Origin of the sequence: Rhizobium tropici CIAT 899 (assembly GCF_000330885.1) — a bacterium.
Classification (GTDB): Bacteria; Pseudomonadota; Alphaproteobacteria; order Rhizobiales; family Rhizobiaceae; genus Rhizobium; species Rhizobium tropici.
In genome coordinates this window covers 207205-227955 of sequence record NC_020062.1, presented here as the reverse complement: position 1 = coordinate 227955, position 20751 = coordinate 207205, and the positions used below count along the sequence as shown (strand labels likewise).

Below are 20751 nucleotides of genomic sequence, written 5' to 3'. Positions count from 1 at the left end.
ACTGGGATACGACCATGAACAGACGTGACTTCGGAAAGGCAATGCTGCTCACAGGCGCCGCTGCACTCCTTCCCCCCTCCGCACTTCTTGCAGCGACCGAAGGTCCGACCCTCGCGGCGATCCGGGCTCGTGGTGCGCTGCGGATCGGCGTGTTTGCAGGCACCGAGCCTTATTATCACAAGAACCTGGCAACCGGAGAGTGGGAAGGCTTCTGTGTCGCGATGGGACACGACCTCGCGCAATATATCGGCGTCAAGCTGGAATTGGTCGAGACGACCTGGGGCAACGCCGTGATCGATCTGCAAAGCGACAAGATCGACATCATGTTCGGGCTTAGCAACAATCCCCAGCGCGCCAAGGTCGTCGATTTTACCCAGGCGCTGATGGACAATACCTTCACGCTTGTCGCCCGGAAGGATCTTGAAGTGACGAAGTGGGAAGAGATGAACAAGCCGGAGATGCGGGTCGCGGTCGACCTCGGCTCGACGCAGGACAATTTCGCCCGCAAGAACCTGCCGAACTGCACGCTGGTCGCGCTCAAATCCGCCGATGAGACCATTCTGGCGCTTCAATCGGGCCGCGCCGACGCCATCATCCAGGTCGCGCTGCTTGCCGTCGTGACGACGAAACACCTCGCCCCGAACGTTAAGCTCATCATTCCGGACCCTCACGGAAGCCAGCCGACCACGATCGGCGTGCGGCGTGATCCGAATGGCGAATTCCGCGACTATGTCGATGCCTGGCTTGCCGAACGCCGCGGACAAGGCAAGGTATCGAGCTGGATTGTCGATAGCCTCGCGCTCGTCGGTGTCGACAAGGCTGCACTGCCTGCAAACCTCACCTTCTGACAGGCACGACCATGTCCGTCTCTTCAGGTGCTTTGGGCATCATCATGCTGGATACGAGGTTCGAACGCCCGCCTGGCGATGTTGGCCATGCCGGGTCATGGCGCTTTCCGGTCAAGTTCCGCCAGGTGCGCGGTGCGTCCGTTTCCCTCGTCGTCCGCGCGGGCGGCGAGGGTCTCGTCGACGATTTCATTGCCGCCGGACGAGAGCTGATCGCAGAGGGCTGCAGCGCGATTATCACGTCCTGCGGCTTCATGGCGCGACATCAGCGAAAACTGGCAGGTGCGTTGGGTGTGCCGGTCGCCGCATCCAGCCTTATGCAGCTGCCCATGATCGAAATGACGCTTGGAGCCGGACTGCGTCCCGGCGTGATAACCTATGATGCAGCCAGCCTCGGTCCGCAAGTGTTCGAAGCCTGTGGGGCCGATCCGTCCGTGCCCGTGCGCGGAGTGCCCGCCGGCGGCGCATTTCATGCGCTCATCGAGGGCTCTGCCGCATATGATCATGCAGCCTTGGAGGCCGAAGTGATCGATGCAGCCAGAAAGCTCATCGCCGAGCATCCATTCGTTGGCGCCATCGTGCTGGAATGCACTAACATGCCACCCTTTGCGCAGGCGATTTCGGCTGCTCTCGGCCTCCCTGTCTTCGACATCCTGACGCTTGGCGAGTGGCTTTTCACCTCAACCTCTCCCCGGACATTCCGCCGGGCCGAACAAAGCGCGCTGTGATGCAATATCAATGGGACTTCTCCAGCCTTTGGCAGTACCGCGGCCTCTTTCTTCAAGGCTTGGGCTACACGGTCGGCTTTACCATTCTGACCATCGTCTCCGGAATTGTCGTTGGTACCCTCTTCGCTCTTGCCCGGCTTTCGGGTTTGAAAATCGTCACCGTTCCGATCATGACGATCGTGGAACTGTTCCGCTGTACGCCCGTCCTCGTGCAGCTGGTCTGGTGTTACTACGCCCTGCCCATGCTGGTCGGAATCCAGATCTCGCCAGCAATGGCGGCCTTCATCACGCTGACCATGTACGGCGCCGCGTTTTACGCCGAAATCATTCGGGGCGGTATCGTCTCGATCGATACAGGACAATGGGATGCGGGCCGCGCGATCGGCATGCGACGAGGCCAGTTGATGGCTAAGATCATCTTGCCGCAGGCGCTGCGCCGCATGGTGCCGCCGCTGGTCAATCAGTCCGTCCTGCAGCTCAAGAACACCTCGCTCCTCTCCGTGCTCGCCGTGCCCGATCTGCTCTACCAAGGTCAGCTCGTGACCTCGGCCACCTACCGGCCGCTTGAAACCTACACCTTGATTGCATTCATCTATCTGGCGGTCCTGTTCCCCATGACACGCCTGGCGCACTGGCTGGAGGGTCGCAAGGCATGAATAGCAAGGTAGACAGAACGGGCGACGAGGAACCGATGATCGAGGTCGTAGGCCTGAAGAAATCCTTCGGGCCGCTGGAAGTCTTGAAGGACATCAACCTTTCCGTCCCGCGTGGTCATGTCGTGGCGATGATCGGGCCGAGTGGCTCGGGAAAGTCGACCCTGTTGCGCAGCCTCAATCTTCTGTCATTGCCCGATGCGGGTTGCATCACCATCGGCGGAAGGCGGATGGATTTTTCCGCGGGCCGGGTCGCCATGCGCGACAGGGATCTCGCAGCCTTCCGCGCGAATACGGGGATGGTGTTTCAGAACTTCAATCTGTTTCCACACATGAGTGTCATCGACAATGTGATGGTCGGCCCGGTGAGCGTTTTGAAACAGGACAGGAATTCCGCTCGGACCGTCGCCATGGAACTTCTCGCCAAAGTCGGCTTGGTCGAGAAGGCCGATGCACGCCCGGAGCAGCTCTCGGGTGGACAGAAGCAGCGTGTGGCGATTGCCCGGGCGCTCGCCATGAAACCGGAAGTCATGCTGTTCGACGAGGCCACCTCTGCCCTCGATCCGGCGCTGGTCGGCGAGGTTCTGGCTGTCATCCGTCAGCTCGCCGAGCAGGGCATGACGATGATCCTCGTCACTCACGAGATGGCCTTTGCCCGCGATGTCGCCGACTCGGTCATCTTCATGCAGGACGGCTTCGTCGTCGAGTCCGGTGATGCGCGCCAAGTCATCAATGAACCTCGCGAGACGAGAACGCGGGAATTCCTCAGCCATTTCCATGGCGGACTTTCCTGAAAGCAGGACGAAACGGCAATGACAGGCAAGGTAATCGTGGTCGGCGCGGGCATTATCGGTGCCACGGCAGCGTTGAGGCTGGCGGAAGCAGGCTGGGATGTCGCAATTTGCGACGGCAACGCACCGGGCAGCGAAGCCGGAGCAAGCTACGGCAATGGCGGCTGGATCAGCCCGGCCTCGATCATACCGATGAGCATGCCCGGTCTGTGGCGAAAGGTTCCCGGTTTCCTTCTCGATCGAAATGGGCCGCTAACGATCGATTGGAGGTCCCTGCCGCAGCTGACGCCCTGGCTTCTGCGGTTTTTGTGGGCCGGCGCCAGCAAGACCCGCGTGCGCCGGACGGCGAAATTGCTGAGCTTCTTGCTGCACGATGGCCCCGAGCGACATCTGGAACTCGCACGAAAGACCGGACAGGAGCAGCTCGTTCTTCAAAAGGGGCTACTCTACGCCTATCCCGACCGGGCTTCCTTCGAGGCGGAAGCGCTGAGCTGGGAGCTGCGCCGAGAAAACGGCGTTGCCTATGCGGAATGGAACGAAACCGAAATTCGCAGAAGGCTGCCGGCACTCGGCCCTGCCTACCGGTTCGCCATCCACGTGGTCAACGGTGCTCATTGCCGCGACACCGGAGGCTATGTAGCCGGCATTGTGGACGCCGCGCGACGCAAGGGCGTACAATTCCACCAATCCGCCGTGACAGCCATCCTGGACGGCGTGACGCCGCAAGCGGTACTCGAGAGTGGCGAGACGCTCTCCGCAGACCGCATCGTCGTGGCCGCAGGCATACACTCCGGCCGCCTGCTGCGCCCGCTCGGCGTACGCATTCCGATGCAGAGCGAACGGGGTTACCATGTGACCGTGACGTCGGGGCAAACACCCTTCGAGATTCCCGTGATGCCGAGCACGGGCCGGATGGCCAATACACCGACCGACATGGGTCTGCGCCTTTCGGGCCAGGTCGAGCTTGCAACGGTCGATAAACCCCCGAATTGGGAGCGCGCGCAGGTGCTGCAACGGCATGCCCTAGCGAGCTACCCCTATCTGTCCACCGACAAGACACCCAGGCTTCGGCTCTGGATGGGGCATCGTCCCTCCACGCCGGATGGCCTGCCGGTGATCGGCCCGCTATCGCGCCATCCCAGCCTGATCGCCGCATTCGGCCACGGACATGTCGGCATTGCCGCCGCTCCCAAGACGGCGGATCTCGTGCTCGACGCGCTCGAAAATCGCATCAGCGGCGAGGCGCGCCCTTTTCTGCCCAGCCGTTTCAGGCAATAACTGGCTGTTGGCTTGCTGAGAGGAGGCGTTGGCTCCTCTACTGCCTCATGATGCGCGTTAGAATCTTTGTTGCGTGAAGATGGGCGTCCCTCGGGGTGTCTTCTTCGCTCATGAATTCTTGGTTTGATATGTCGTGGCACCTTTTGTCAGTTCTGCATCACTAGGCTGAAAGAAATCCCTATCTTGATCGGTCGCCTTTCCGTCCTTGTCGAGTACTCGCAAGATAATATGCATTTTCTGAGCAGGAATCGGTGAGATTGGCACTAACACCTCTGGATGAGCTGCTACCGCTAAGACCGCCAATGCCAATGCCCGCTTTTGAGGATCTGTTTCATCTCCCGAGTAGTCTCCAATATTCACGACTACCATACCCGTAGCGTTGAATTTTTTGCCGTCTTGGCTGTATCGAGAAACACCTACTCTATAACCGCCGTTTCCAAGATCTTGAGGCGATCCGAACCCAGTGCTCATGATGATCTCCTGGTTTCCAAACCATGATTTTCACTTGATAGATGTCCGAGTGTTTGATGAATTCTCTCCCCGCCTGGCTCCGATGGCGCCTTTTCTGTCAAGATTGGCTTCCATAGTTCGAGCATGCAACCGAGGGAGGCACCACCGATCGGGATCACGCTACCTTCCGGATAGCGTTTATCCTCGTGCCAGCAACTGTCCGTGGTGGGTTGATCGACTGTTTCTCGGCGGGTGTTGGGGCCACAAAGTGAGTAAGACCCCACTTACGTGCCAAGCGACATAAGACCAGAATTGTGGAGGGAGCGGGAAAACGTAGGGCCACACGCAAGATTAAGCTTTGCCTTTTTGAGGCGGCCGTCCGCAACGGCTGCTCGGACTTGAAGAATCCCATGAGCGCCAATCGGCGACCAACGCATCCGACGCTTCTTGTTCATGCGGGCATTGATGAGGCTGTCGGCAGCACTTTCCGCCGGTCAGCTGGATATCGGCAGGCTGGATCAGTATCGCTGGCGGTAGTTGGCGATCGAAGCTGCGTTCTGCACCACCTAGCTGCCAGGATTGTTGATCAATTCGTATAGCCGCCCGATCTTGCCGCTCGCATTGTGCAGCCCGGCGTGCCGATGTAATTGAGCAAGCATCTGCATTACGGTCTCGCTTGCCTCTCGGGCATATCCACTCCAGAGGAGATGTCGAAGCCTTGGCACATGCATCGCAATGTCTCGAAGATAGATGTTCGGATCTCTTCGTGCGAAGTAGCGCAAGTTCGTCAATCAGCGACCGGCAAGCGGATTGTCACCTCGAGTCCTCCAAGCTGGGCTCGTTCAAAAGCAATCGTTCCGTTGTTCAGCGAGACGATCTCGCAGGCGATCGCCAGGCCAAGGCCGGTGCCTGAGCTTGTCTCATCGAAACGTCCGCCGCGCCGGCCGATCGTGCGAAGGTCCGCAGATTGAATGCCCGGCCCGTCGTCGGATATCCTTAGTTCGACGAACGCAGCGTCCTTCTTGGCCTCCACGCTAATCCGTGAGGTTGCCCATTGTGCAGCGTTCTCAAGGATCACGCCGACAAGCTCGATCAGATCATTCGCATCAATATCGACATCTAGACCATCGATAACGTCGACTACCCAGTCGAGGTGCTTGCTGGTGCGCGTTTTCTTCAGGACTGCGATCGCGCGCGGAACGACGTTGCTCAGCGAGGCGCTGAGAGCATGCAGCCGGACGCGTTGACGCAGCCGGACGAGACGCAACTGATAATCTATGCGGCCGCGCATTTCGTTCGTCAGGTCAATAATCGTAGCAGCGCTGCGCTTGTCACCGCCCTCTTCGAGTTCGTAAGCAATCGTACCAAGCACAGCGAGCGGCGTTTTCAGGCCATGCGCAAGATCTGAAGCGCGCGAGCGCGCAAAATCCATCGATTTCTGCTGCAGGGATAGCAACGCGTTTACTTCGCTGACAACAGGTACCACCTCCAGCGGATAGGTGGTATCGATTGAGGACGCGGCACCCTTGCGAATGCCCTCAATATCCTGGCGCAATTTCCTGAATGGCGACAGTCCGAATTGCACCTGCAGAATTGCAGCAAGCACCAGGACGCTGCCGAGGATTAGGAGGGCCACGGCCAATTCGCGCCCAAAACTTTTGATCGCCTCATCAAGGATCGACCGGTCCTGAGCTACGATGACCTGGAAACGTCGCTCGCTTTTGGCTTTCGCAAAGCGTGCCGTCAAGGAAAAGGCAAGCAATGATTGTCCCGCGGGGCCATGAACGTTGGAGAGCTGTCCGGCTTCGCTTGGCGTATCCAGCATGAGGACATGGTCCCAAAGCGAGCGGGAGCGGATCATCTGCTGCGAGCCCAGATCCGTGATCTGCCAGTAGAGGCCGCTGATGGGAGTATCGTAGCGTGGATCAGGCAAGGAGCCGATAAGCACCGGCGCCGCATCGCGCGCGTCTGCATTGATCAAAGCGACGAGACGCGACATCGTTGCCGAGAGGTCAGCAGAAGCGCTGCGTTCGACACTCTTCGTGAATAAGTAGCCGATTGTGACGCCAGTCAGGACCAGCGCTATGGCGATCCAGATGCCGGATCCCAATATCAACCGAATCCGTAAGGACCTAATTCTCAACGATCAGTCCCACCGAGAATGTACCCAAAGCCGCGTCGCGTCGCGATGATATCGGCGCCCAAGCGTTTCCTTAGGCGGCCGATGAGCACTTCGACGGCATTCGACCCGCCTTCGAAGTTCTCGGTATAAAGATGTTCGGCTATCTCAAGCTGCGAGACGACGCGGCCGCCCTGATGCGCCATAAAGGCCAGCAGCCGGTATTCCTGTGGTGTAAGCGAGATCGGAATGCCCGCGCGTGACACTTGTCTCATTCGCGTGTCGAGAACAAGCTCGCCAATTTCAATTTGCGACGATGCAAAGCCCGCCGCCCGGCGGACTATCGCGCGGACACGCGCTACGACTTCTTCCATGCGGAAAGGTTTGACCACGTAGTCGTCGGCACCCGACTCAATTCCTTCCACTCGCTCGTTCCACTGCCCACGCGCGGTCAGAATCAATACGGGAACGTTACGCCCCGCTCGACGCCAGCGCTTCAGGATCGTCAAACCATCCAGGGTCGGAAGACCGAGATCGAGGATCACCGCATCGAATGCTTCAGTGTCTCCACGGAACCAGGCATCTTCTCCGTCCCTGGCATATTCAGCGGCGAAGCCGGCACTCGACAGGGCCGTACCAAGCGAATCGGCGATGCGGCGATCATCTTCAGCTACAAGTATCCGCATATTTATCTTACCTTTATCAACTCACCCGTACGGGCATTAAAAATGTAGCGGCGAACTTCGCTGTTGGTTTCGAGCACCTTCAACTCATACCGGAGAAGGCCTTTGACGGGATGCAGGCGCGTATCGATGATCTGTCCTGTGGTCAGATGCCGGGCGATTGCGATGATGTCGTCCAGCGGAAGAGCTCGATTGCTTTGAACCGCTTCGAGGGCGCCGTTTGGTCCATTAAACCTGTCGTGGCCTCCGTTGCGCTGAGATTCGTCGGGGTCAGACTGCCCGTCGCCTTTAGAATCTCCAGGATCGCCTCCATCATCATCTTCGTCATCGCCGGAATTCGAATCTGTCCCGTCGCCCCCCTGGTCCGAAGAGCCTTCCGATTCACCCGCATCGGCGATCTCGATATAGCGACCGTCGCCAGCGGCTTCCTGCGCGCGCACCACGGCTGGAAAGTGCAACGCAACGGCAATTATTGCCAACCGCGCGAATACTCTCAGGAGCCGAAAACACACACACCTTCTCCTCAAATCGTCAGGACCGTTCCGCGGAGCAGCTTAGACGAGCAAAGCTGACATTTCGCTGACAACGCTCTCACGGGTTTTTCAGGCACCATCGATTATACCGGTGAACCAGAGGCAAACAAACCGACTACGAAGCGAGTGCTCGAGCCACGAAGCGGTAGCTACCTTGTAGAGATCGCTCGAAGGCGGGCCTCCTCGAGATGTCAACCGCAATAGCAGCTGAGGGAACGCGATATGCAAACCGTATTTCGCTTTATGCCAATTATGACCTGTGTAGCCCTGTTAACTGCCACGACTCTGTCGCTATCAATCATCGGGCCACCGCATTTTCGCCGGCCATTTGGTATGTTCGGGCACCACCGAACCTTTCAGGTGCCATCGTACCAAAGCGCCGAAGGCGAATCCTCAATGAATGCAAACACGGCAGTTTCGCGCCAACAGCACGCCGTGGCGGCCCGCGAGATAGCGCCGATCGAAAGACTCCAAACTAGGGAATTTTGATGCCGGACAAGAAGCTGAAGGAATACCATATGCAAGCGCTGTTTCGCTTTGTGCCAGGCATCATCTATATGACCTCGTTATTGGCCATCGTTTTGTCGATGCTGGTTGTTCGAACGCCATACGCGAACGCGCGATTTAACGTGCATTGCCAGCACGAAACCTACTCTGATTGCGAACTCGTGCGCGCAGATTGAAATGCAGGCGCGCAAGCGCCTTTCAATCGCAATCATTGTTAGCTGAAGGTCCTGAAGATGCGGTGCTTCGTCTCGATCATCCCCATTACCTGTGGGAGATGGCGAAGATATCCAATGGTCAGGCTGGGGTTGGTGGCTGTCGCCCGCCGATCTTCCGCCTTGGGTCGAGAGGGGGCCGTTCCCGCGCTTTCGATCTCTCTCACGAAAATCCGCTTGGAAATGATGAATACAACTCGTCGTTCGATCACGAGCGTGAAATCCAAGGGCGCTCGGAGGCGCTGATATGAATTCCAATTTGCTCGTAGACTTGATTTTGAGAAGAATAGTGTCAGGCAGCTTGATGCTCGCCATTTCCGGTCATGCAGCAGGGGCGATACCGATCGCGGCGATGATCTATGCGGGCCAAACGGCATTCGCGTCTCCCGCAGCTGCCGCGCCAAAGGCGACGCGAAATGCCCAGGGTCTGCTCTCTGACATGCGTGTCTCACTCGGTATGATCGCCGGGAGCTATAAGGACGCTTCAGGTACTCGGCACCAAAGCACTGCCGGCGTTCTCGAAGCCGTTGCCCTCGCGACACGCGCAACACAGCGCTTGGAAGCTGCACTGGCGACGCCAAACAGCAAGGGGATCGCTGAGGCTACTGGCAACCTGTCAAAAGCGATCGGTGAGCTGCAAACGCGATATGCCCTGACGGTGTCGCAAAACGAGCAAGCTGCGCAGGGCATGCGCTACCTAAACGCGGCATGGAAGAGCTACTCGTCCCGATATGTTCTTTCAAAGCCGGCGAATGAAACCAGAGCGGTCAGCAAGGGTGAAGTTCGGGCATTGCGTGAAAGTGTGGCTCTTCTCGAAAAGCGCGTAGCGTCGCTGGAGGATCAGGTCGCCAACAATGCAACTCTTCGACGAGAGGTGGTACGACTGAGGCATGACCTTTCCTATTACAGTGACCGGCCAGACGATTACTGGACCTATCAAAGCATGCTGCTGACACTCACAGTGGTGTCGGGATCCTTCGATGCATTCATCTATACGACGCGAACCTATTACCCAACATATTACGTCTATTTCGAGCCGATTGGTCCGGAATTCGAAGTCTGGCACTCCTATTGGGATGGATATTACGATGGCTATTACGCGGACAGAAATTCTCTTTGGTATGACGAACCAACGATAATCGACGATCCTCTAGTGGAAATAAGCCAAATTGAAGTCAACCAGGATATTACCTACCAGACCATTTATAATATAACGAATGAGACCCGTGTCGAATACGAAGCATTACCCCGAGAGAACTTAGCAGATATCGATATTCCTGCTACGCCAGATAATGCTGTCTTCACTGCGCAGGAGCCGCATCAGCTAGAGAATGGCAGTTCCACAGCGAAAGTAGAAACTATCTCTCCCTCTAACTCTGAGCTGAACGAAAATCTATCTCAACCAGAGAAAGCAATTGCACCACAAAATGATAGGGCATCGGACGTACATATATCGGGGGTGGACGGCAAAGTTCCAGATAATGTGGAACGGGGGCATGATGGAACTGAAGAAGAGGCTACTTCCAGAGATGATCAAAATAATGTCAATACCAGATCCGGAGATGAGCTTCAGAAACGGGATGTTTCGTCGAAAGAGAAAGATGGCGATTCTCACCAAGCAGAAAGTTCCGGCCAGAATTCTGAACAACAGATAGGCCAATCGGTCGATGCAAGTGGATCCACAAACGTCGACATGCATCAGGAACGCGGGGAACTTCCGAATAGTGCAGATGAGGACGTCATTCCTGATAATTATCAGGATAATGTGACGGCCCAATCCGGAGATGGATCTCAGAAACGGGACGTCTCGCCCGAAGAAAATGACGACAATGCAGATCTGACGGGAAAAGCCGGGCGGACTCCCGGCGGCAAATAGGGTTCAAAAGCTTATCCGAAACTGCGCAGGCGCGTCTCGATTAACAACGCTACCTAAGTCGGTGGCCCAGCGTTGACAGAGCTGTGGTCGATCTCGGAATCGCGCGCTCGAAACATCAGAATTCGACAATGAGCCACTGGGCGAGCCAGAGCGTCAGGATCCAGATGCCTTAATCCAGATGCCTTAATAATGCCGCTGTTTCTCAACGTGTCCGCAACACTAGTTCGACAGAGCCTACATCGTTCGCAGCTATCACTATGACGTCGCTGCATTGGAGCAATGCGACGAAAGCGCGGGGCTAGTCAATTTCGGCCAAGCGCCCAACGGACCGTGAATTAAACAAACAGAGGAACAGAGCACATGAAGAAGTTCACCCTCGCCGTTTCCACAATCATATTCGCTCTCGCGTCAGTTTCGGCACACGCCGGCTCGACCACTCCGAGCCCCGGAAACACAAAGGAAAATGTCAAGACCTTGAACGGTCAGAGCTCGAAAACGGAACCTCAAAAGGAAGCGCCGCTCTTGAAAAAGCAGAACCCGGGGATCAAGGGTAAGACAAAATAGCCAAACGCATTTTATTCACGCGCCAATCCCGTTGCGCCTGGAAGAAAGGCGCAACATCTCGATAAGAGGTGCCCGTCGGACCATCTCGTTGAGCGTGACATCCCTTCTTCTTCAATGATCCCGACTAGGAAATCCTCGTGGACCTTTAGGCGTGAGCCGTCCCGCGGCGCTAGTTTTGCTGGCGCCAACTGACTCGCCGCGCTGGCAATCCAAAGCCTGCATCACCGTGTTAGGCGCCTATCCGTATTTGCATCAAGTGTCAGCCTACTCTCCACGCAATCTGGATAGTGCGGTGATCTAGCACTTCTCCAGAAACATAATCCGAACGTTGAAAGGAAAGACCTTGGAACAAAACAACCCCGGCCCGGCAAGCAAGCGTGCGATTACTGCACGGAGAGCGCCTTACTCTTATTGCGGAGAATCCCCGCTTAGTTTCTCGTGCCAATTCCGACGCCAGGATAACCTATCCACAATCGGGTTCCTCATCCATCTGCTGCGCGTCAAACAGCGGCAGCAGCATGCGGAAAGGCTGCTGAAACTTCTTCCCTTTTCCACATCGATTTTGCCCGCAATCGATGGTCGTCTGCTCTCGAAGCGGGAGCGTCGAGGGTTCTATCAACGCCAGTTGCATCAGCCGTTCTATCCCTTCGAACTTAGCAATGCCGAGATCGGTTGCTTCCTTTCGCACCGAAAAGCATGGCAGGCAATTGTCGACCAGAATATCGATATCGCCTTCGTCATTGAGGATGATATTGAGCTTGATGACAGTTTTTACAGGAGCCTCGCACTGGCATTCGCTCATATAGGGCCGGACGATTTTATACGATTCCCGATGCGCAGAGGTCGTGAAAGTGGTCGCCAGATCGCCAAAGTCGGCGAGATCGCCTTGATCGAACCCACATGCCCAGGACTTGGAATGGGAGCGCAACTGGTCACCCGCGGCGCGGCAATCAAGTTGCTCAAGGCGACTGAACAAGTGGATCGTCCCGTCGATGTGTTCCTGCAAATGTTTTGGGTGACGGGCGTCATACCGAAGTCGGTCACGCCCGCTGGCATTCACGAGATTTCCGGCAGCTTGGGTGGGAGCACGCTTAGACAACGCAGGCCACTCCTGCAAAAATGCATGCACGAGATCTTGCGTCCTCTTTACCGCAGTAGGATCAAACGCCTCGCCCGATTGGCTGGCAGACGCCGTATTCCGTCCTCTAATGTTGCGGCGAGATAACATGTCGATATCGATCCTGAGATATAGCCAGATCGCCGATCCTGCAGAACAAGGCGTCTATCTTCGCTATCGAACGGTCTATCCTCGCAATTTTAGCACCCAGATGCGGCGATTGAAGAGGCTGGGATTTACCGGCTTGTCCCTTCGAGATCTCGAGCCATATCTGCGCGGGAAAAAATCCGGCAAGGTCTTTGGCATCACATTCGACAACGGCTTTCGAGGTGTCCACGCGCATGCGCTGGCGACCCTTCAGGAACTGGAATTTACGGCGACAAGTTACTTTGTTCCTAGTCAGATTGGCGGATTCAACAGCTGGGATTTACCAGTTGGCGCTCCGTATTCGCGATGCATGTCGAAGGCAGAAATGCGGGAATGGGCCCTCATGGGTCATGAAGTCGGTGCGCATAGTCTCGAGCATATCCGCCTGACGAAAACCTCGGTCACCGAGGCAAGACGGCAAATCACCCTTGCTCGGCACGAGCTCGAAGACATGCTCGGAAATTCGGTCAACAGCTTCTCGTATCCGTACGGAGACGTATCAGAGCAAGTCAGAGCCATTGTCGAGCAGGCTGGCTATATCAGCGCAACTACAACCGTTAGCGGAAGAATATTGCCTGAGGATGATATGCTGTGGTTACCGCGGCAAACGATCCGTCAAGTAGATAGCTGGTTGAACGTATTGTGCAAATGTGCGGTCGGTTAGACCCTCATGCAGTTGTCTCCAGTTTTTTCAGCAGGTGATTACGAGAGAACGATCTGCGTAGGGACCGTTACGCGTGCAAGGCCACAAATGCTTTCGAATCTTCTGAAGTCCTATAGCAGGATGAACGTGCCTGACGGAGTTCGTCTTCATTTCATCATCATTGAGAATAATGAAACGGCCTCGTTAGGCCAAGCTATCGAAGATTTCCGGGAGCAAGTGCCAAAGTCGAGCGTTCAATATGAGCTCGAGACGCAGCTCGGGATCGCCTTTGCTCGCAATCGCGCTCTTGAGGCCGCTCTTACGTCGGATGGAGACTTGCTGACCTTTGCTGACGATGACGAAGTTGTCGCAGAAGATTGGCTTGAGCAGCTGCTCGCCGCGCGAGACGCTCAGGATTGCGATATTGTCGCGTCGCCGGTCAGATTCGCACCGCCGCCGCCCGCCGCATCCCGGTGGAACAGGATGGTTTGGTCGGGAATGAACAGAATGAATCGCAATAGCGAGGCGAAATCGATTCGTCTCTTAGAGATGGGGAAAGCTAAGCACATCAAACTGGCAACCGGTAGCTGGATGGGAAAGCTGGAATTCTTTCGTCGCACCGGCCTTCGTTTCGACAACACACTTGGCTTGGCGGGTGGCGAGGATTGGCAATTGTGGACCGATGCGCTGAAACTTGGCGCTTGTACGACCTGGACACCACATGCGATTTGCCATGAGACGGTTCCCGTCGAGCGCTTGACGCTCCAGTACCAATACAGGCGCTCCCGAGATCACAGCAGCATCTTGATCAAAAGACGAAATAGCAAGGGCTCAAAAAAAGGCTGGCTGCAATTGTTCGCTTCGATTTTGGGCCGAATATGGACGCTAAGCTATTGCATTCTGGCGGCGCCTTTGACTGGTGGCAGGACATTGGTGCGCGCGGCATCGTGCTTGGGCAGCATTGTCGGGTTGCTACAGGGGCGTCTCGGGTATACATCGCCGCACTATCAGATGACCAGCGGCTTCTAGCTGCCAAAATTGCAAATAGGGAGCCAAGAGCGGCGTTTACCAATTCGTCACCGAGCCGTCGTTTCGGGTCCAATGCGGCGCCTCCCAGAATTTGAAACTCTGCTTCCTGGCCAATTCCTCGTTCACCTCGACGCCGAGACCTGGCATATCAGTGACCGGGGCATCGTCAACTTAACGGAATGTGGAATTGGACATGAGATGACGGGCCATGACAGACCGTGATCCACTCTATCGCCGCCATCGCTTTCCTGGCGAGATAATCGCCCACGCGGTGTGGCTCTATTTCCGTTTTCCTCTCAGTCTGCGGATGGTCGAGGATATGCTGGCGGCGCGTGGGATTATTGTCTCGCACCAGACTGTGCGGCTATGGGCCGAGAAATTCGGACGTGCCTTTGCGAGCGAGATCCGCTGCCGCTCAGCCGGTCGGCTGGGCGGCAAGTGGCACCTCGACGAGGTCGTCGTTTCGATAGGCGGCAAGAAGCACTGGCTCAGGACGGTTTCGTCCTCGACGTTCTGGTTCAAAGTCGTCGCAATACCAAGGCGGCCAAGCGTCTCATGCGCAAGCTGTTGAAGAGCCAGGGGCGCACGCCGCGAGTGATGATCACCGACGAGCTTCGGTCCTACGACGCTGCAAAGCGCGAGATCATGCCAGGTGTCGAGCATCGCTCCCACAGAGGCTTGAACAATCGGGCGGAGAATTCCCACCAGCCAGTCCGGCGACGAGAGCGGGTCATGAAACGCTTCAAGGCTAGGCGACATCTACAGCGCTTCGTCTCCATCCATGATCCGATCGCAAACCTGTTCCACATCCCCCGCCACGACATCCCCTCCAGCCATCATCGAGAACTGCGTTCAGCGGCGATGAACCTGTGGGCGAAAATCACTCGAGCGTGAACCGCAACAGCGCAAGCGGGCTACGACTGCCTTGTACCCGTTAAGTTTACCATGCCAAAATTTATTGATTTCATTGGATTTTTAATAGATTCCTTGAGGGACTAGGAGTTAGTACCGCTTCAAGAGCGTAGCCATTTGTGGCTGGATGAAGAGTTCTCTAGCGGCCTGAACCTTGATGAACTATAGTGGTTCACCTATAATGATTGTGAACCATAGAAGGTTTGGTGTCATGGCTGCATTCACTGTGCGTGTTTCAGACGAAACGGCTAGCAAACTCGACCAGATCGCGGAAAAGCTTGATCGTTCGCGCTCTTATATGGCAGCCCAGGCGATCGAGGATTATGTTGCTCGCGAAGAGTGGCAAATTGTTGAAATCGAGGCTGGGTTGGCTGAAGCCAGCCGGGGCGATTTCGCCAGCGACGAAGAAATGGCGAAAGTCATTGGAAAGTACATCAACTCTGCTCATCCGTCATGAGCGAAAAGCGTATTCGCTGGACGAAGAGAGCATTGCGGCGGCTTGATAGGATCGGCGCATATATCCAGAAGGATAATCCGGATGCTGCTGCACGAGCCGTCGCGCGAATCGTGTCGGCGGTTGATATGCTTTCGGAGTTTCCCGCAACAGGGCGCGTTGGCCGCATCAATGGCACCCGTGAACTGGTGCTGGCGGATATTCCCTACATTATTCCTTACCGTGTCGAGCAAGACATAGAGATTCTCACGGTCATGCATGCTCATCAGCGATGGCCATCAGAGCTTTAGGTTTTTAACTTGAGTTCCGCCTGATGCGATCGATGTCGGTTCGATCCCCTTCAAGGCGTTCAGATGACCTTGCGCACTTCCTGTTCAAAGCTTAGGACGTGATGCAGCGCAATTCTCTCAGCGGTATCGGCATCACCGCGGCAGACGGCCTCGAGCATGAGTATCTGCTCTTGCACGACCTTGTCGAGTTCAGGCGAGAGCTCCGGAAACCGCCGCATGGCGACATGAAGAATCCGAAGCGAGAGATTGTGATAATGATCGAGCGTGTCGAAGAGATACCGGTTCTTGGCGCACCGATAGATGAACCGATGAATTCGCCGATCGAGCGCAAGCAGCGCGTCGAGCTCAGAAGGTAGGGAAAGCGCTTTTAGCGCTTCTATCAGTTTAGCGGCGTCGCGCCGTTCGGGCTCACGCAATCGTTCCGCCGCCAACCGCGTCGCCCAGGATTCGATGCGAGCTCTTGCCTCGTAGATTGCGGTCAGGTCGCTGATGTCGATCCTGCTGACGAAAGTGCCTCGGCGCGCGTTGACATCGACAAAGCCATCCCGCTGCAGCCGCAGGAAGGCTTCCCGCACGGGCGTACGACCGACGTCGAGCCGGCGCATTACGTCATTTTCCTTAAGAATGGTGCCTGGCGCCAGCTGCACCGTGATGATGTCCTCGCGAAGCTGCAAATAGGTGCGTTCCGCCAATGTCAAGGTGGCTTGCGGATCGTCGAGCATTTCTTCCGACATCCAAGTGTCCATCCACGTCTTCTCCATCCTTGAGTGATCCGATGCGCTTATACGGAATCACTTGACAATGCACCTGGATAATATACGCTGTAATATATTACAAAAATATAATGAGGGTGAACATGGATAGCAACGATATTTTCCCGCATTCTCGACTTAACCATGCCGTTTCAGCAATCCTTGCCCTCGGACTCGTGCTGTTTTCCGAGCCCGTGGTGGCCCAAGCTGGAGAGCTGGAAACGCTGAAGCCGGGTGTGCTCCAGGTGGTCATCGAGCCGTACATGCCCTACACGGCATTGAAAGATGACAAGCAGGTCGGCCTCGATAGCGATATCCTGGATGTGATCGCCAAGAAGCTTGGTCTCAAGATCGAAACGACGGTGACGGATTTCCCCGGCATGCTTGCCGCGGTGCAGGCGCAACGTGCGGACATTACGATCGGCGGCATCGCCTGGTCGGATGCGCGTCAGAAAGTGGGCTTGTTCACCGATCCGCCCTACTATTCGCCACCGGCCATGGCCGTGCATGGTGACGCTAGTTATCCCGACGTCCAGAGCCTGGAAGGCAAGGCGCTCGGAACCGTGACCGGTTACGTCTGGGCGAAATCCATTGCTCAGGTCCCAAAGGCCGATGCGCATACGTACCCGACGGCCGACAGCGTTTTTTCGGATCTTTCCTCGGGTCGGATCGACGTCGGATTTCTCGATCCCCTGCTGATTATTTATCAACAGCAGCAAAGACCCGACATGAAGTTCAGGGTGGCCTACCTCAATCCGCCGACGGCAGAGCAGGTTGCCGCTCATCCCGACTATAAATATTTCCAGCCCTACATGACCGGCTTCTACCTGCCGAAACAGGCTCCGAAGCTTGCCCAAGCAATCTCCGACCAGATCGACGCGATGTATAAGGACGGTTCTCTCGCCGCGCTCGTGACGAAATGGGGCGGCGATCCCAAGCAGTTCCTGGTTCCGTCGCGGGATATGGCGGCCCAGCGACGTGGCGTGGATCGCCCGCAGACATGGTCACCACCGTCCATCGCCAATTGAGCGCGGGAGAACGGACATGAGCTTTTGGCAATCTCCTGCTCAATTGTTTCAAGTTTCCTGGGGCGACTATGCAGGCAATCTCGGCGAGGGTCTTTTACGGACCCTTGCCTATACGGTGGCAAGCTTCGTCGGTGCGGCGCTCTTGGGGCTCATGCTTGCGTTGATGCGCCTCAATCGGTTGCGCATCGTGCGTTTGCCGGCCACCATCTACACGGAAGTCTTCAAGAATGTGCCCCTGCTTGCCATCATCTTCGTCACCTACTTCGGTTTGCCATCCGTCGGAATAAGATTCAGCGTCTTTGTGGCCGGCGTGCTCAGTCTGGTTTTATTCTACGCAGCCTATCTGTCGGAGATTTTTCGCGCAGCCATTTCGGGCATTCATTCGAGCCAGAACGAGGCGGCGCACGCACTGGGTCTTGGCCGTGCCACTACATTCGGCCATGTGGTCCTACCGCAGGCACTTCGACTTGCGCTGCCGGGCACCAATACGATGTTCGTCGATCTGCTGAAGTCGACGTCACTGCTGGTGACCATCTCGGCAGCGGAACTCATGACCCGGGCGCAGTTGATCGCCTCCGAGACGTTTCGGTCACTGGAAGTCTATCTGGTGATCGCCGCGATCTACTTTGCTGTCTGTTATCCGGTCTCGCAATGCCTTCTGTTGCTTGAGCGCACTATCCAGGCGGGCATACCTCTGTCGCTTGGTCGGCGGCGGCGTCTTAGGCTGGCACGAGCCTTGATTCAAACTGGGGGCTAGACGAATGGCTCACGTAACCGTCGAAACATCCCGCGCTGCCGTCCCTTCGGACAAAGCCGCCGCAATCAAGATCAGGGGCCTTCGAAAATCCTTCGACGGGCGGCAGGTCCTTGATGGGGTAGACCTCGATGTTCCACGCGGGCGCATCGTCAGCATCATCGGGCAGAGCGGCGGCGGCAAGACAACGCTGATGCGCTGTGTGAATTTGCTGGAGCTGCCGGATGGTGGCGTTATCGAAATTAACGGCGAAACAATCTGTTCGAACGGAACGGTCACTTGCAGAGACCTCGCCAGGCTGCGCCAGGGCGTTGGTATGGTGTTCCAGCGCTTCAATCTGTTTCCACATCTGACCGCGGTAGAAAATGTCGTGCTGGCGCAGATGCACGCCGCCGCCGTCGGCGAGCGTGAAGCGGTCGAACGAGCCGTGCGATTGCTGTCCCGCGTCGGTCTGTTACACCGGGCTCTGGCCTATCCGGAGCAAATGTCGGGCGGCGAGCAGCAACGTGTGGCGATCGCGCGGGCTCTGGCTTTATCGCCAACCGTGCTCCTGTTTGACGAGCCGACCTCGGCGCTTGATCCCGAATCGACGGGGGAAGTGCTGCGTGTGATGCGCGAGCTTGCAAGCGACGGAATGACGATGATCATCGTCACACACGAGCTCCCGTTTGCACGAGAGGTATCCGACTGGGTCGCCTTTATCGACGGCGGCCGGATTATCGAGCAAGGCCTGGCTGCAGATGTGCTCGACAACCCCAGGGAGTCTCGGACCGTTGCTTATGTCGCACGATACGCAAAACCAGGCTGATCACAAGCCGTAGCGCACGAGCTTCGGCAGGAGCGCCGACTGCCTTCCTCTTAGAGTAACGGATGAGATGCACAGGATATCGACGGATATCGCCGTTGTGGGTGGCGGCGTGATTGGCTTGGCGATCGCCCTTCGACTTCGCGCCGACGGGCGTGAGGTCGTCGTCATCGAGCCGAACGAGCCGGGTTCTGGGGCATCCTACGGGAACGCAGGAACGGTGGCGAACTATGCAGTCATTCCGGTTGGCACTCCATCGGTGCTTCGGAATTTTCTGTCGCTCCTTCTCGATCCAGGCAGTCCCTTGTCTGTCAGGACTTCAGCCCTGCCAACCTTGTTTCCGTGGCTGGCCCGCTTTGCCTATGAGTCCCTCCCACATCGCTATCGCCAAAATGCCGGCCGGATCGCCGAACTTGTTTCGGACGCTTCGACAGCCTGGATGGAATTCGCCGCGGAGATAGGCGCGTCCAACTTTCTGTCGGCAAAGGGTTGCCTCTATCTTTATGAAACGGCCAAGGCGTTCCGGGCGGCTGGCGCCGACATAGAGTTGCGCCGCAATCATGGTGTTTCGCAACAGCTTCTGTCGGCTGGCGATGTAGCCGAACTTGAGCCGCGCCTTACCGAATTTGAAGGCGGCCTTTTCTTTCCCGGAGCCATCAACCTCAGTGATCCGGGCGCGGTGATGGGTTTGTTGACTGCGGCCGTGAAGCGGACAGGGGCGGAATTCGTTCAGGCATCCGTCACAAGCATTGTGCGTGAACGGAGCGGTTTACGCATCGCTGCTTCACATTGCGATGTTCGTGCTCGCAGGGTCGTGATTGCTGCAGGTGCCCATTCACGTAGACTGGCTGCATCGCTTGGTGATCCGGTACAGCTCGATACCGAGCGTGGCTACCATATCGAGTACGACATGACGGATCTGCCCATCGAGCGCCCGGTTTGTCCGACCGCGCGCGGATTTTACTTTTGTCCGATGCAAGGCCGGCTACGTGTTGCAGGGCTAGTGGAGCTTGGCGGACTGACGGCCCCGGCGAATTTGCAACTAACGGAAGCACTGGCGAGGAATGCGCGCAGAATGTTTCCTGAACTTGGAGTCCCGAGTCGCTCCTGGCTGGGGTTTCGGCCTTCAATGCCCAATTCCATCCCGGTTATTAGGCCGTCAAAATCCGGAAGGGACGTCATCCTTGCCTTTGGGCATGGGCACATCGGATTGACCCTAGCCCCGCGGACGGCCCGGATGGTCAGCGCGATCGTGGCCAGGTGAATTGCCTTTGCGACCATCTTGCAAATAACGTGCTCTATCTCGGGGAGGTGTGCCTCTCCTTGCTTGCTTCTCCGAAACACCAACAGCGCAATGGCAGTCGACTTGATGCCAATCCTCTCATGTTAGCTGTGACCAGGCTGGATAGAATGGAGATACGTTGCACCATCATCATCCATGACGGAAGGCCATTGTACCTCCCAATCTGCATGGCTCCCGCTGCTATTCAACTTGGGAGCTAAGGTCGGGATCTCGGGACGATCCTTTCCTCACCGTGAGCGCATCCGCAACATTTCAGGATTCCGGCATCGTTGTAGAAA

Annotated in this window: 22 protein-coding genes and 3 pseudogenes; 17 read left to right on the top strand and 8 right to left on the bottom strand. The window is 56.7% G+C overall.

Annotated features, from left to right (window positions below; genetic code table 11):
- Positions 1–14 precede the first annotated feature (14 nt).
- The 5 genes from RTCIAT899_RS23235 to RTCIAT899_RS23215 are packed head-to-tail and all read left to right on the top strand — an operon-like array spanning position 15 to position 4295.
- Complete coding sequence (locus RTCIAT899_RS23235) at positions 15–848, top strand: transporter substrate-binding domain-containing protein (RefSeq protein ID WP_015342241.1); 834 nt, start codon at positions 15–17, stop codon at positions 846–848.
- Positions 849–859: 11 nt separating this feature from the next.
- Positions 860–1573 carry an aspartate/glutamate racemase family protein gene (locus RTCIAT899_RS23230; protein ID WP_015342240.1) on the top strand — a complete coding sequence of 238 codons (714 nt, stop codon included), beginning with the start codon at positions 860–862 and terminating at the stop codon, positions 1571–1573.
- The gene (locus RTCIAT899_RS23225) at positions 1573–2229 is read left to right on the top strand and encodes an amino acid ABC transporter permease (RefSeq protein WP_015342239.1); all 657 of its coding nucleotides are present in this window, start codon (positions 1573–1575) and stop codon (positions 2227–2229) included. Before RTCIAT899_RS23230 ends, RTCIAT899_RS23225 begins: the two co-directional genes overlap by 1 nt.
- Positions 2226–3020, top strand: a complete 795-nt coding sequence (locus tag RTCIAT899_RS23220; protein WP_015342238.1) for an amino acid ABC transporter ATP-binding protein — start codon at positions 2226–2228, stop codon at positions 3018–3020. The genes RTCIAT899_RS23225 and RTCIAT899_RS23220 overlap by 4 nt, the downstream gene beginning before the upstream one ends.
- 18 nt (positions 3021–3038) lie before the next feature.
- Positions 3039–4295 carry an NAD(P)/FAD-dependent oxidoreductase gene (locus RTCIAT899_RS23215; protein ID WP_015342237.1) on the top strand — a complete coding sequence of 419 codons (1257 nt, stop codon included), beginning with the start codon at positions 3039–3041 and terminating at the stop codon, positions 4293–4295.
- A 108-nt stretch (positions 4296–4403) separates the two neighbouring features.
- Here RTCIAT899_RS23215 and RTCIAT899_RS23210 read toward each other — a convergent pair whose 3' ends face one another.
- The 6 genes and pseudogenes from RTCIAT899_RS23210 to RTCIAT899_RS31750 form a co-directional block, all read right to left on the bottom strand.
- Positions 4404–4766 (bottom strand): hypothetical protein, encoded by a 363-nt coding sequence (locus tag RTCIAT899_RS23210; protein ID WP_041678117.1) that lies wholly within the window; start codon positions 4764–4766, stop codon positions 4404–4406.
- Positions 4763–5029 carry a DUF1496 domain-containing protein gene (locus RTCIAT899_RS34670; protein ID WP_081598448.1) on the bottom strand — a complete coding sequence of 89 codons (267 nt, stop codon included), beginning with the start codon at positions 5027–5029 and terminating at the stop codon, positions 4763–4765. The genes RTCIAT899_RS23210 and RTCIAT899_RS34670 overlap by 4 nt, the downstream gene beginning before the upstream one ends.
- Positions 5030–5494, bottom strand: a pseudogene (locus tag RTCIAT899_RS32580) (hypothetical protein); the annotation flags it as partial.
- 38 nt (positions 5495–5532) lie between these two features.
- A complete protein-coding gene (locus RTCIAT899_RS23205; protein ID WP_244441541.1) occupies positions 5533–6855 on the bottom strand; it encodes a sensor histidine kinase in 1323 nt (440 codons plus the stop codon).
- Positions 6856–6884: 29 nt separating this feature from the next.
- Positions 6885–7550: a response regulator transcription factor gene (locus RTCIAT899_RS23200; RefSeq protein WP_015342234.1), complete on the bottom strand. Its 666-nt coding sequence runs from the start codon at positions 7548–7550 to the stop codon at positions 6885–6887.
- Positions 7551–7552: 2 nt separating this feature from the next.
- Positions 7553–8026, bottom strand: a complete 474-nt coding sequence (locus RTCIAT899_RS31750; protein ID WP_015342233.1) for a PepSY domain-containing protein — start codon at positions 8024–8026, stop codon at positions 7553–7555.
- A gap of 542 nt (positions 8027–8568) precedes the next feature.
- Between RTCIAT899_RS31750 and RTCIAT899_RS23190 the strand changes: the two genes are divergently transcribed.
- The 5 genes from RTCIAT899_RS23190 to RTCIAT899_RS23160 all read left to right on the top strand — a co-directional run bounded on the left by RTCIAT899_RS23190 (position 8569) and on the right by RTCIAT899_RS23160 (position 14175).
- Positions 8569–8763 carry a hypothetical protein gene (locus tag RTCIAT899_RS23190; protein ID WP_015342232.1) on the top strand — a complete coding sequence of 65 codons (195 nt, stop codon included), beginning with the start codon at positions 8569–8571 and terminating at the stop codon, positions 8761–8763.
- 283 nt (positions 8764–9046) lie between these two features.
- On the top strand, positions 9047–10675 hold the full coding sequence (locus RTCIAT899_RS31745) for a hypothetical protein (RefSeq protein WP_015342230.1): 1629 nt from the start codon (positions 9047–9049) through the stop codon (positions 10673–10675).
- Between the two features lie 892 nt (positions 10676–11567).
- Complete coding sequence (locus tag RTCIAT899_RS32575) at positions 11568–12464, top strand: glycosyltransferase family 25 protein (RefSeq protein WP_312863459.1); 897 nt, start codon at positions 11568–11570, stop codon at positions 12462–12464.
- A gap of 1 nt (position 12465) precedes the next feature.
- Entirely contained in the window at positions 12466–13167 is a 702-nt protein-coding gene (locus RTCIAT899_RS23165) for a polysaccharide deacetylase family protein (protein WP_015342227.1), read from the top strand.
- 6 nt (positions 13168–13173) lie between these two features.
- A complete protein-coding gene (locus RTCIAT899_RS23160; protein WP_015342226.1) occupies positions 13174–14175 on the top strand; it encodes a glycosyltransferase family 2 protein in 1002 nt (333 codons plus the stop codon).
- Between the two features lie 36 nt (positions 14176–14211).
- Here RTCIAT899_RS23160 and RTCIAT899_RS33320 read toward each other — a convergent pair.
- A pseudogene (locus RTCIAT899_RS33320) lies at positions 14212–14340 on the bottom strand (mandelate racemase/muconate lactonizing enzyme family protein); the annotation flags it as partial.
- 43 nt (positions 14341–14383) lie between these two features.
- Here RTCIAT899_RS33320 and RTCIAT899_RS23155 point away from each other — a divergent pair.
- The 3 genes and pseudogenes from RTCIAT899_RS23155 (at position 14384) to RTCIAT899_RS23145 (ending at position 15831) form a co-directional block, all read left to right on the top strand.
- A pseudogene (locus RTCIAT899_RS23155) lies at positions 14384–15069 on the top strand (IS6 family transposase).
- Positions 15070–15298: 229 nt separating this feature from the next.
- Positions 15299–15544, top strand: a complete 246-nt coding sequence (locus tag RTCIAT899_RS23150; protein WP_015342225.1) for a CopG family ribbon-helix-helix protein — start codon at positions 15299–15301, stop codon at positions 15542–15544.
- A complete protein-coding gene (locus RTCIAT899_RS23145; RefSeq protein ID WP_015342224.1) occupies positions 15541–15831 on the top strand; it encodes a type II toxin-antitoxin system RelE/ParE family toxin in 291 nt (96 codons plus the stop codon). The genes RTCIAT899_RS23150 and RTCIAT899_RS23145 overlap by 4 nt, the downstream gene beginning before the upstream one ends.
- Before the next feature lie 59 nt (positions 15832–15890).
- Here the strand turns inward: RTCIAT899_RS23145 and RTCIAT899_RS23140 are convergent, their stop codons facing one another.
- Complete coding sequence (locus RTCIAT899_RS23140) at positions 15891–16577, bottom strand: GntR family transcriptional regulator (protein ID WP_015342223.1); 687 nt, start codon at positions 16575–16577, stop codon at positions 15891–15893.
- Positions 16578–16687: 110 nt separating this feature from the next.
- Between RTCIAT899_RS23140 and RTCIAT899_RS23135 the strand changes: the two genes are divergently transcribed.
- The 4 genes from RTCIAT899_RS23135 (at position 16688) to RTCIAT899_RS23120 (ending at position 20434) form a co-directional block, all read left to right on the top strand.
- A complete protein-coding gene (locus RTCIAT899_RS23135; protein WP_015342222.1) occupies positions 16688–17611 on the top strand; it encodes a substrate-binding periplasmic protein in 924 nt (307 codons plus the stop codon).
- A 16-nt stretch (positions 17612–17627) separates the two neighbouring features.
- Positions 17628–18368, top strand: coding sequence for an amino acid ABC transporter permease (locus RTCIAT899_RS23130; RefSeq protein ID WP_015342221.1), 741 nt, complete (start codon positions 17628–17630; stop codon positions 18366–18368).
- 4 nt (positions 18369–18372) lie between these two features.
- Entirely contained in the window at positions 18373–19173 is an 801-nt protein-coding gene (locus RTCIAT899_RS23125; protein ID WP_015342220.1) for an amino acid ABC transporter ATP-binding protein, read from the top strand.
- 67 nt (positions 19174–19240) lie between these two features.
- A complete protein-coding gene (locus RTCIAT899_RS23120) occupies positions 19241–20434 on the top strand; it encodes an NAD(P)/FAD-dependent oxidoreductase (RefSeq protein WP_015342219.1) in 1194 nt (397 codons plus the stop codon).
- Positions 20435–20751: the final 317 nt, after the last annotated feature.

Bases quoted from the DNA above. Each gene is read 5' to 3' on its own strand.
- RTCIAT899_RS23165 (WP_015342227.1), top strand. From the start codon at position 12,466: ATGTCGATATCGATCCTGAGATATAGCCAGATCGCCGATCCTGCAGAA.
- RTCIAT899_RS23120 (WP_015342219.1), top strand. From the start codon at position 19,241: ATGCACAGGATATCGACGGATATCGCCGTTGTGGGTGGCGGCGTGATT.
- RTCIAT899_RS23225 (WP_015342239.1), top strand. From the start codon at position 1,573: ATGCAATATCAATGGGACTTCTCCAGCCTTTGGCAGTACCGCGGCCTC.
- RTCIAT899_RS23140 (WP_015342223.1), bottom strand. From the start codon at position 16,577: ATGGACACTTGGATGTCGGAAGAAATGCTCGACGATCCGCAAGCCACC.
- RTCIAT899_RS23190 (WP_015342232.1), top strand. From the start codon at position 8,569: ATGCCGGACAAGAAGCTGAAGGAATACCATATGCAAGCGCTGTTTCGC.
- RTCIAT899_RS23215 (WP_015342237.1), top strand. From the start codon at position 3,039: ATGACAGGCAAGGTAATCGTGGTCGGCGCGGGCATTATCGGTGCCACG.
- RTCIAT899_RS23230 (WP_015342240.1), top strand. From the start codon at position 860: ATGTCCGTCTCTTCAGGTGCTTTGGGCATCATCATGCTGGATACGAGG.
- RTCIAT899_RS23130 (WP_015342221.1), top strand. From the start codon at position 17,628: ATGAGCTTTTGGCAATCTCCTGCTCAATTGTTTCAAGTTTCCTGGGGC.
- RTCIAT899_RS31745 (WP_015342230.1), top strand. From the start codon at position 9,047: ATGAATTCCAATTTGCTCGTAGACTTGATTTTGAGAAGAATAGTGTCA.
- RTCIAT899_RS23145 (WP_015342224.1), top strand. From the start codon at position 15,541: ATGAGCGAAAAGCGTATTCGCTGGACGAAGAGAGCATTGCGGCGGCTT.
- RTCIAT899_RS23220 (WP_015342238.1), top strand. From the start codon at position 2,226: ATGAATAGCAAGGTAGACAGAACGGGCGACGAGGAACCGATGATCGAG.
- RTCIAT899_RS23150 (WP_015342225.1), top strand. From the start codon at position 15,299: ATGGCTGCATTCACTGTGCGTGTTTCAGACGAAACGGCTAGCAAACTC.
- RTCIAT899_RS23210 (WP_041678117.1), bottom strand. From the start codon at position 4,766: ATGAGCACTGGGTTCGGATCGCCTCAAGATCTTGGAAACGGCGGTTAT.
- RTCIAT899_RS23235 (WP_015342241.1), top strand. From the start codon at position 15: ATGAACAGACGTGACTTCGGAAAGGCAATGCTGCTCACAGGCGCCGCT.
- RTCIAT899_RS23200 (WP_015342234.1), bottom strand. From the start codon at position 7,550: ATGCGGATACTTGTAGCTGAAGATGATCGCCGCATCGCCGATTCGCTT.
- RTCIAT899_RS23160 (WP_015342226.1), top strand. From the start codon at position 13,174: ATGCAGTTGTCTCCAGTTTTTTCAGCAGGTGATTACGAGAGAACGATC.
- RTCIAT899_RS23125 (WP_015342220.1), top strand. From the start codon at position 18,373: ATGGCTCACGTAACCGTCGAAACATCCCGCGCTGCCGTCCCTTCGGAC.
- RTCIAT899_RS23135 (WP_015342222.1), top strand. From the start codon at position 16,688: ATGGATAGCAACGATATTTTCCCGCATTCTCGACTTAACCATGCCGTT.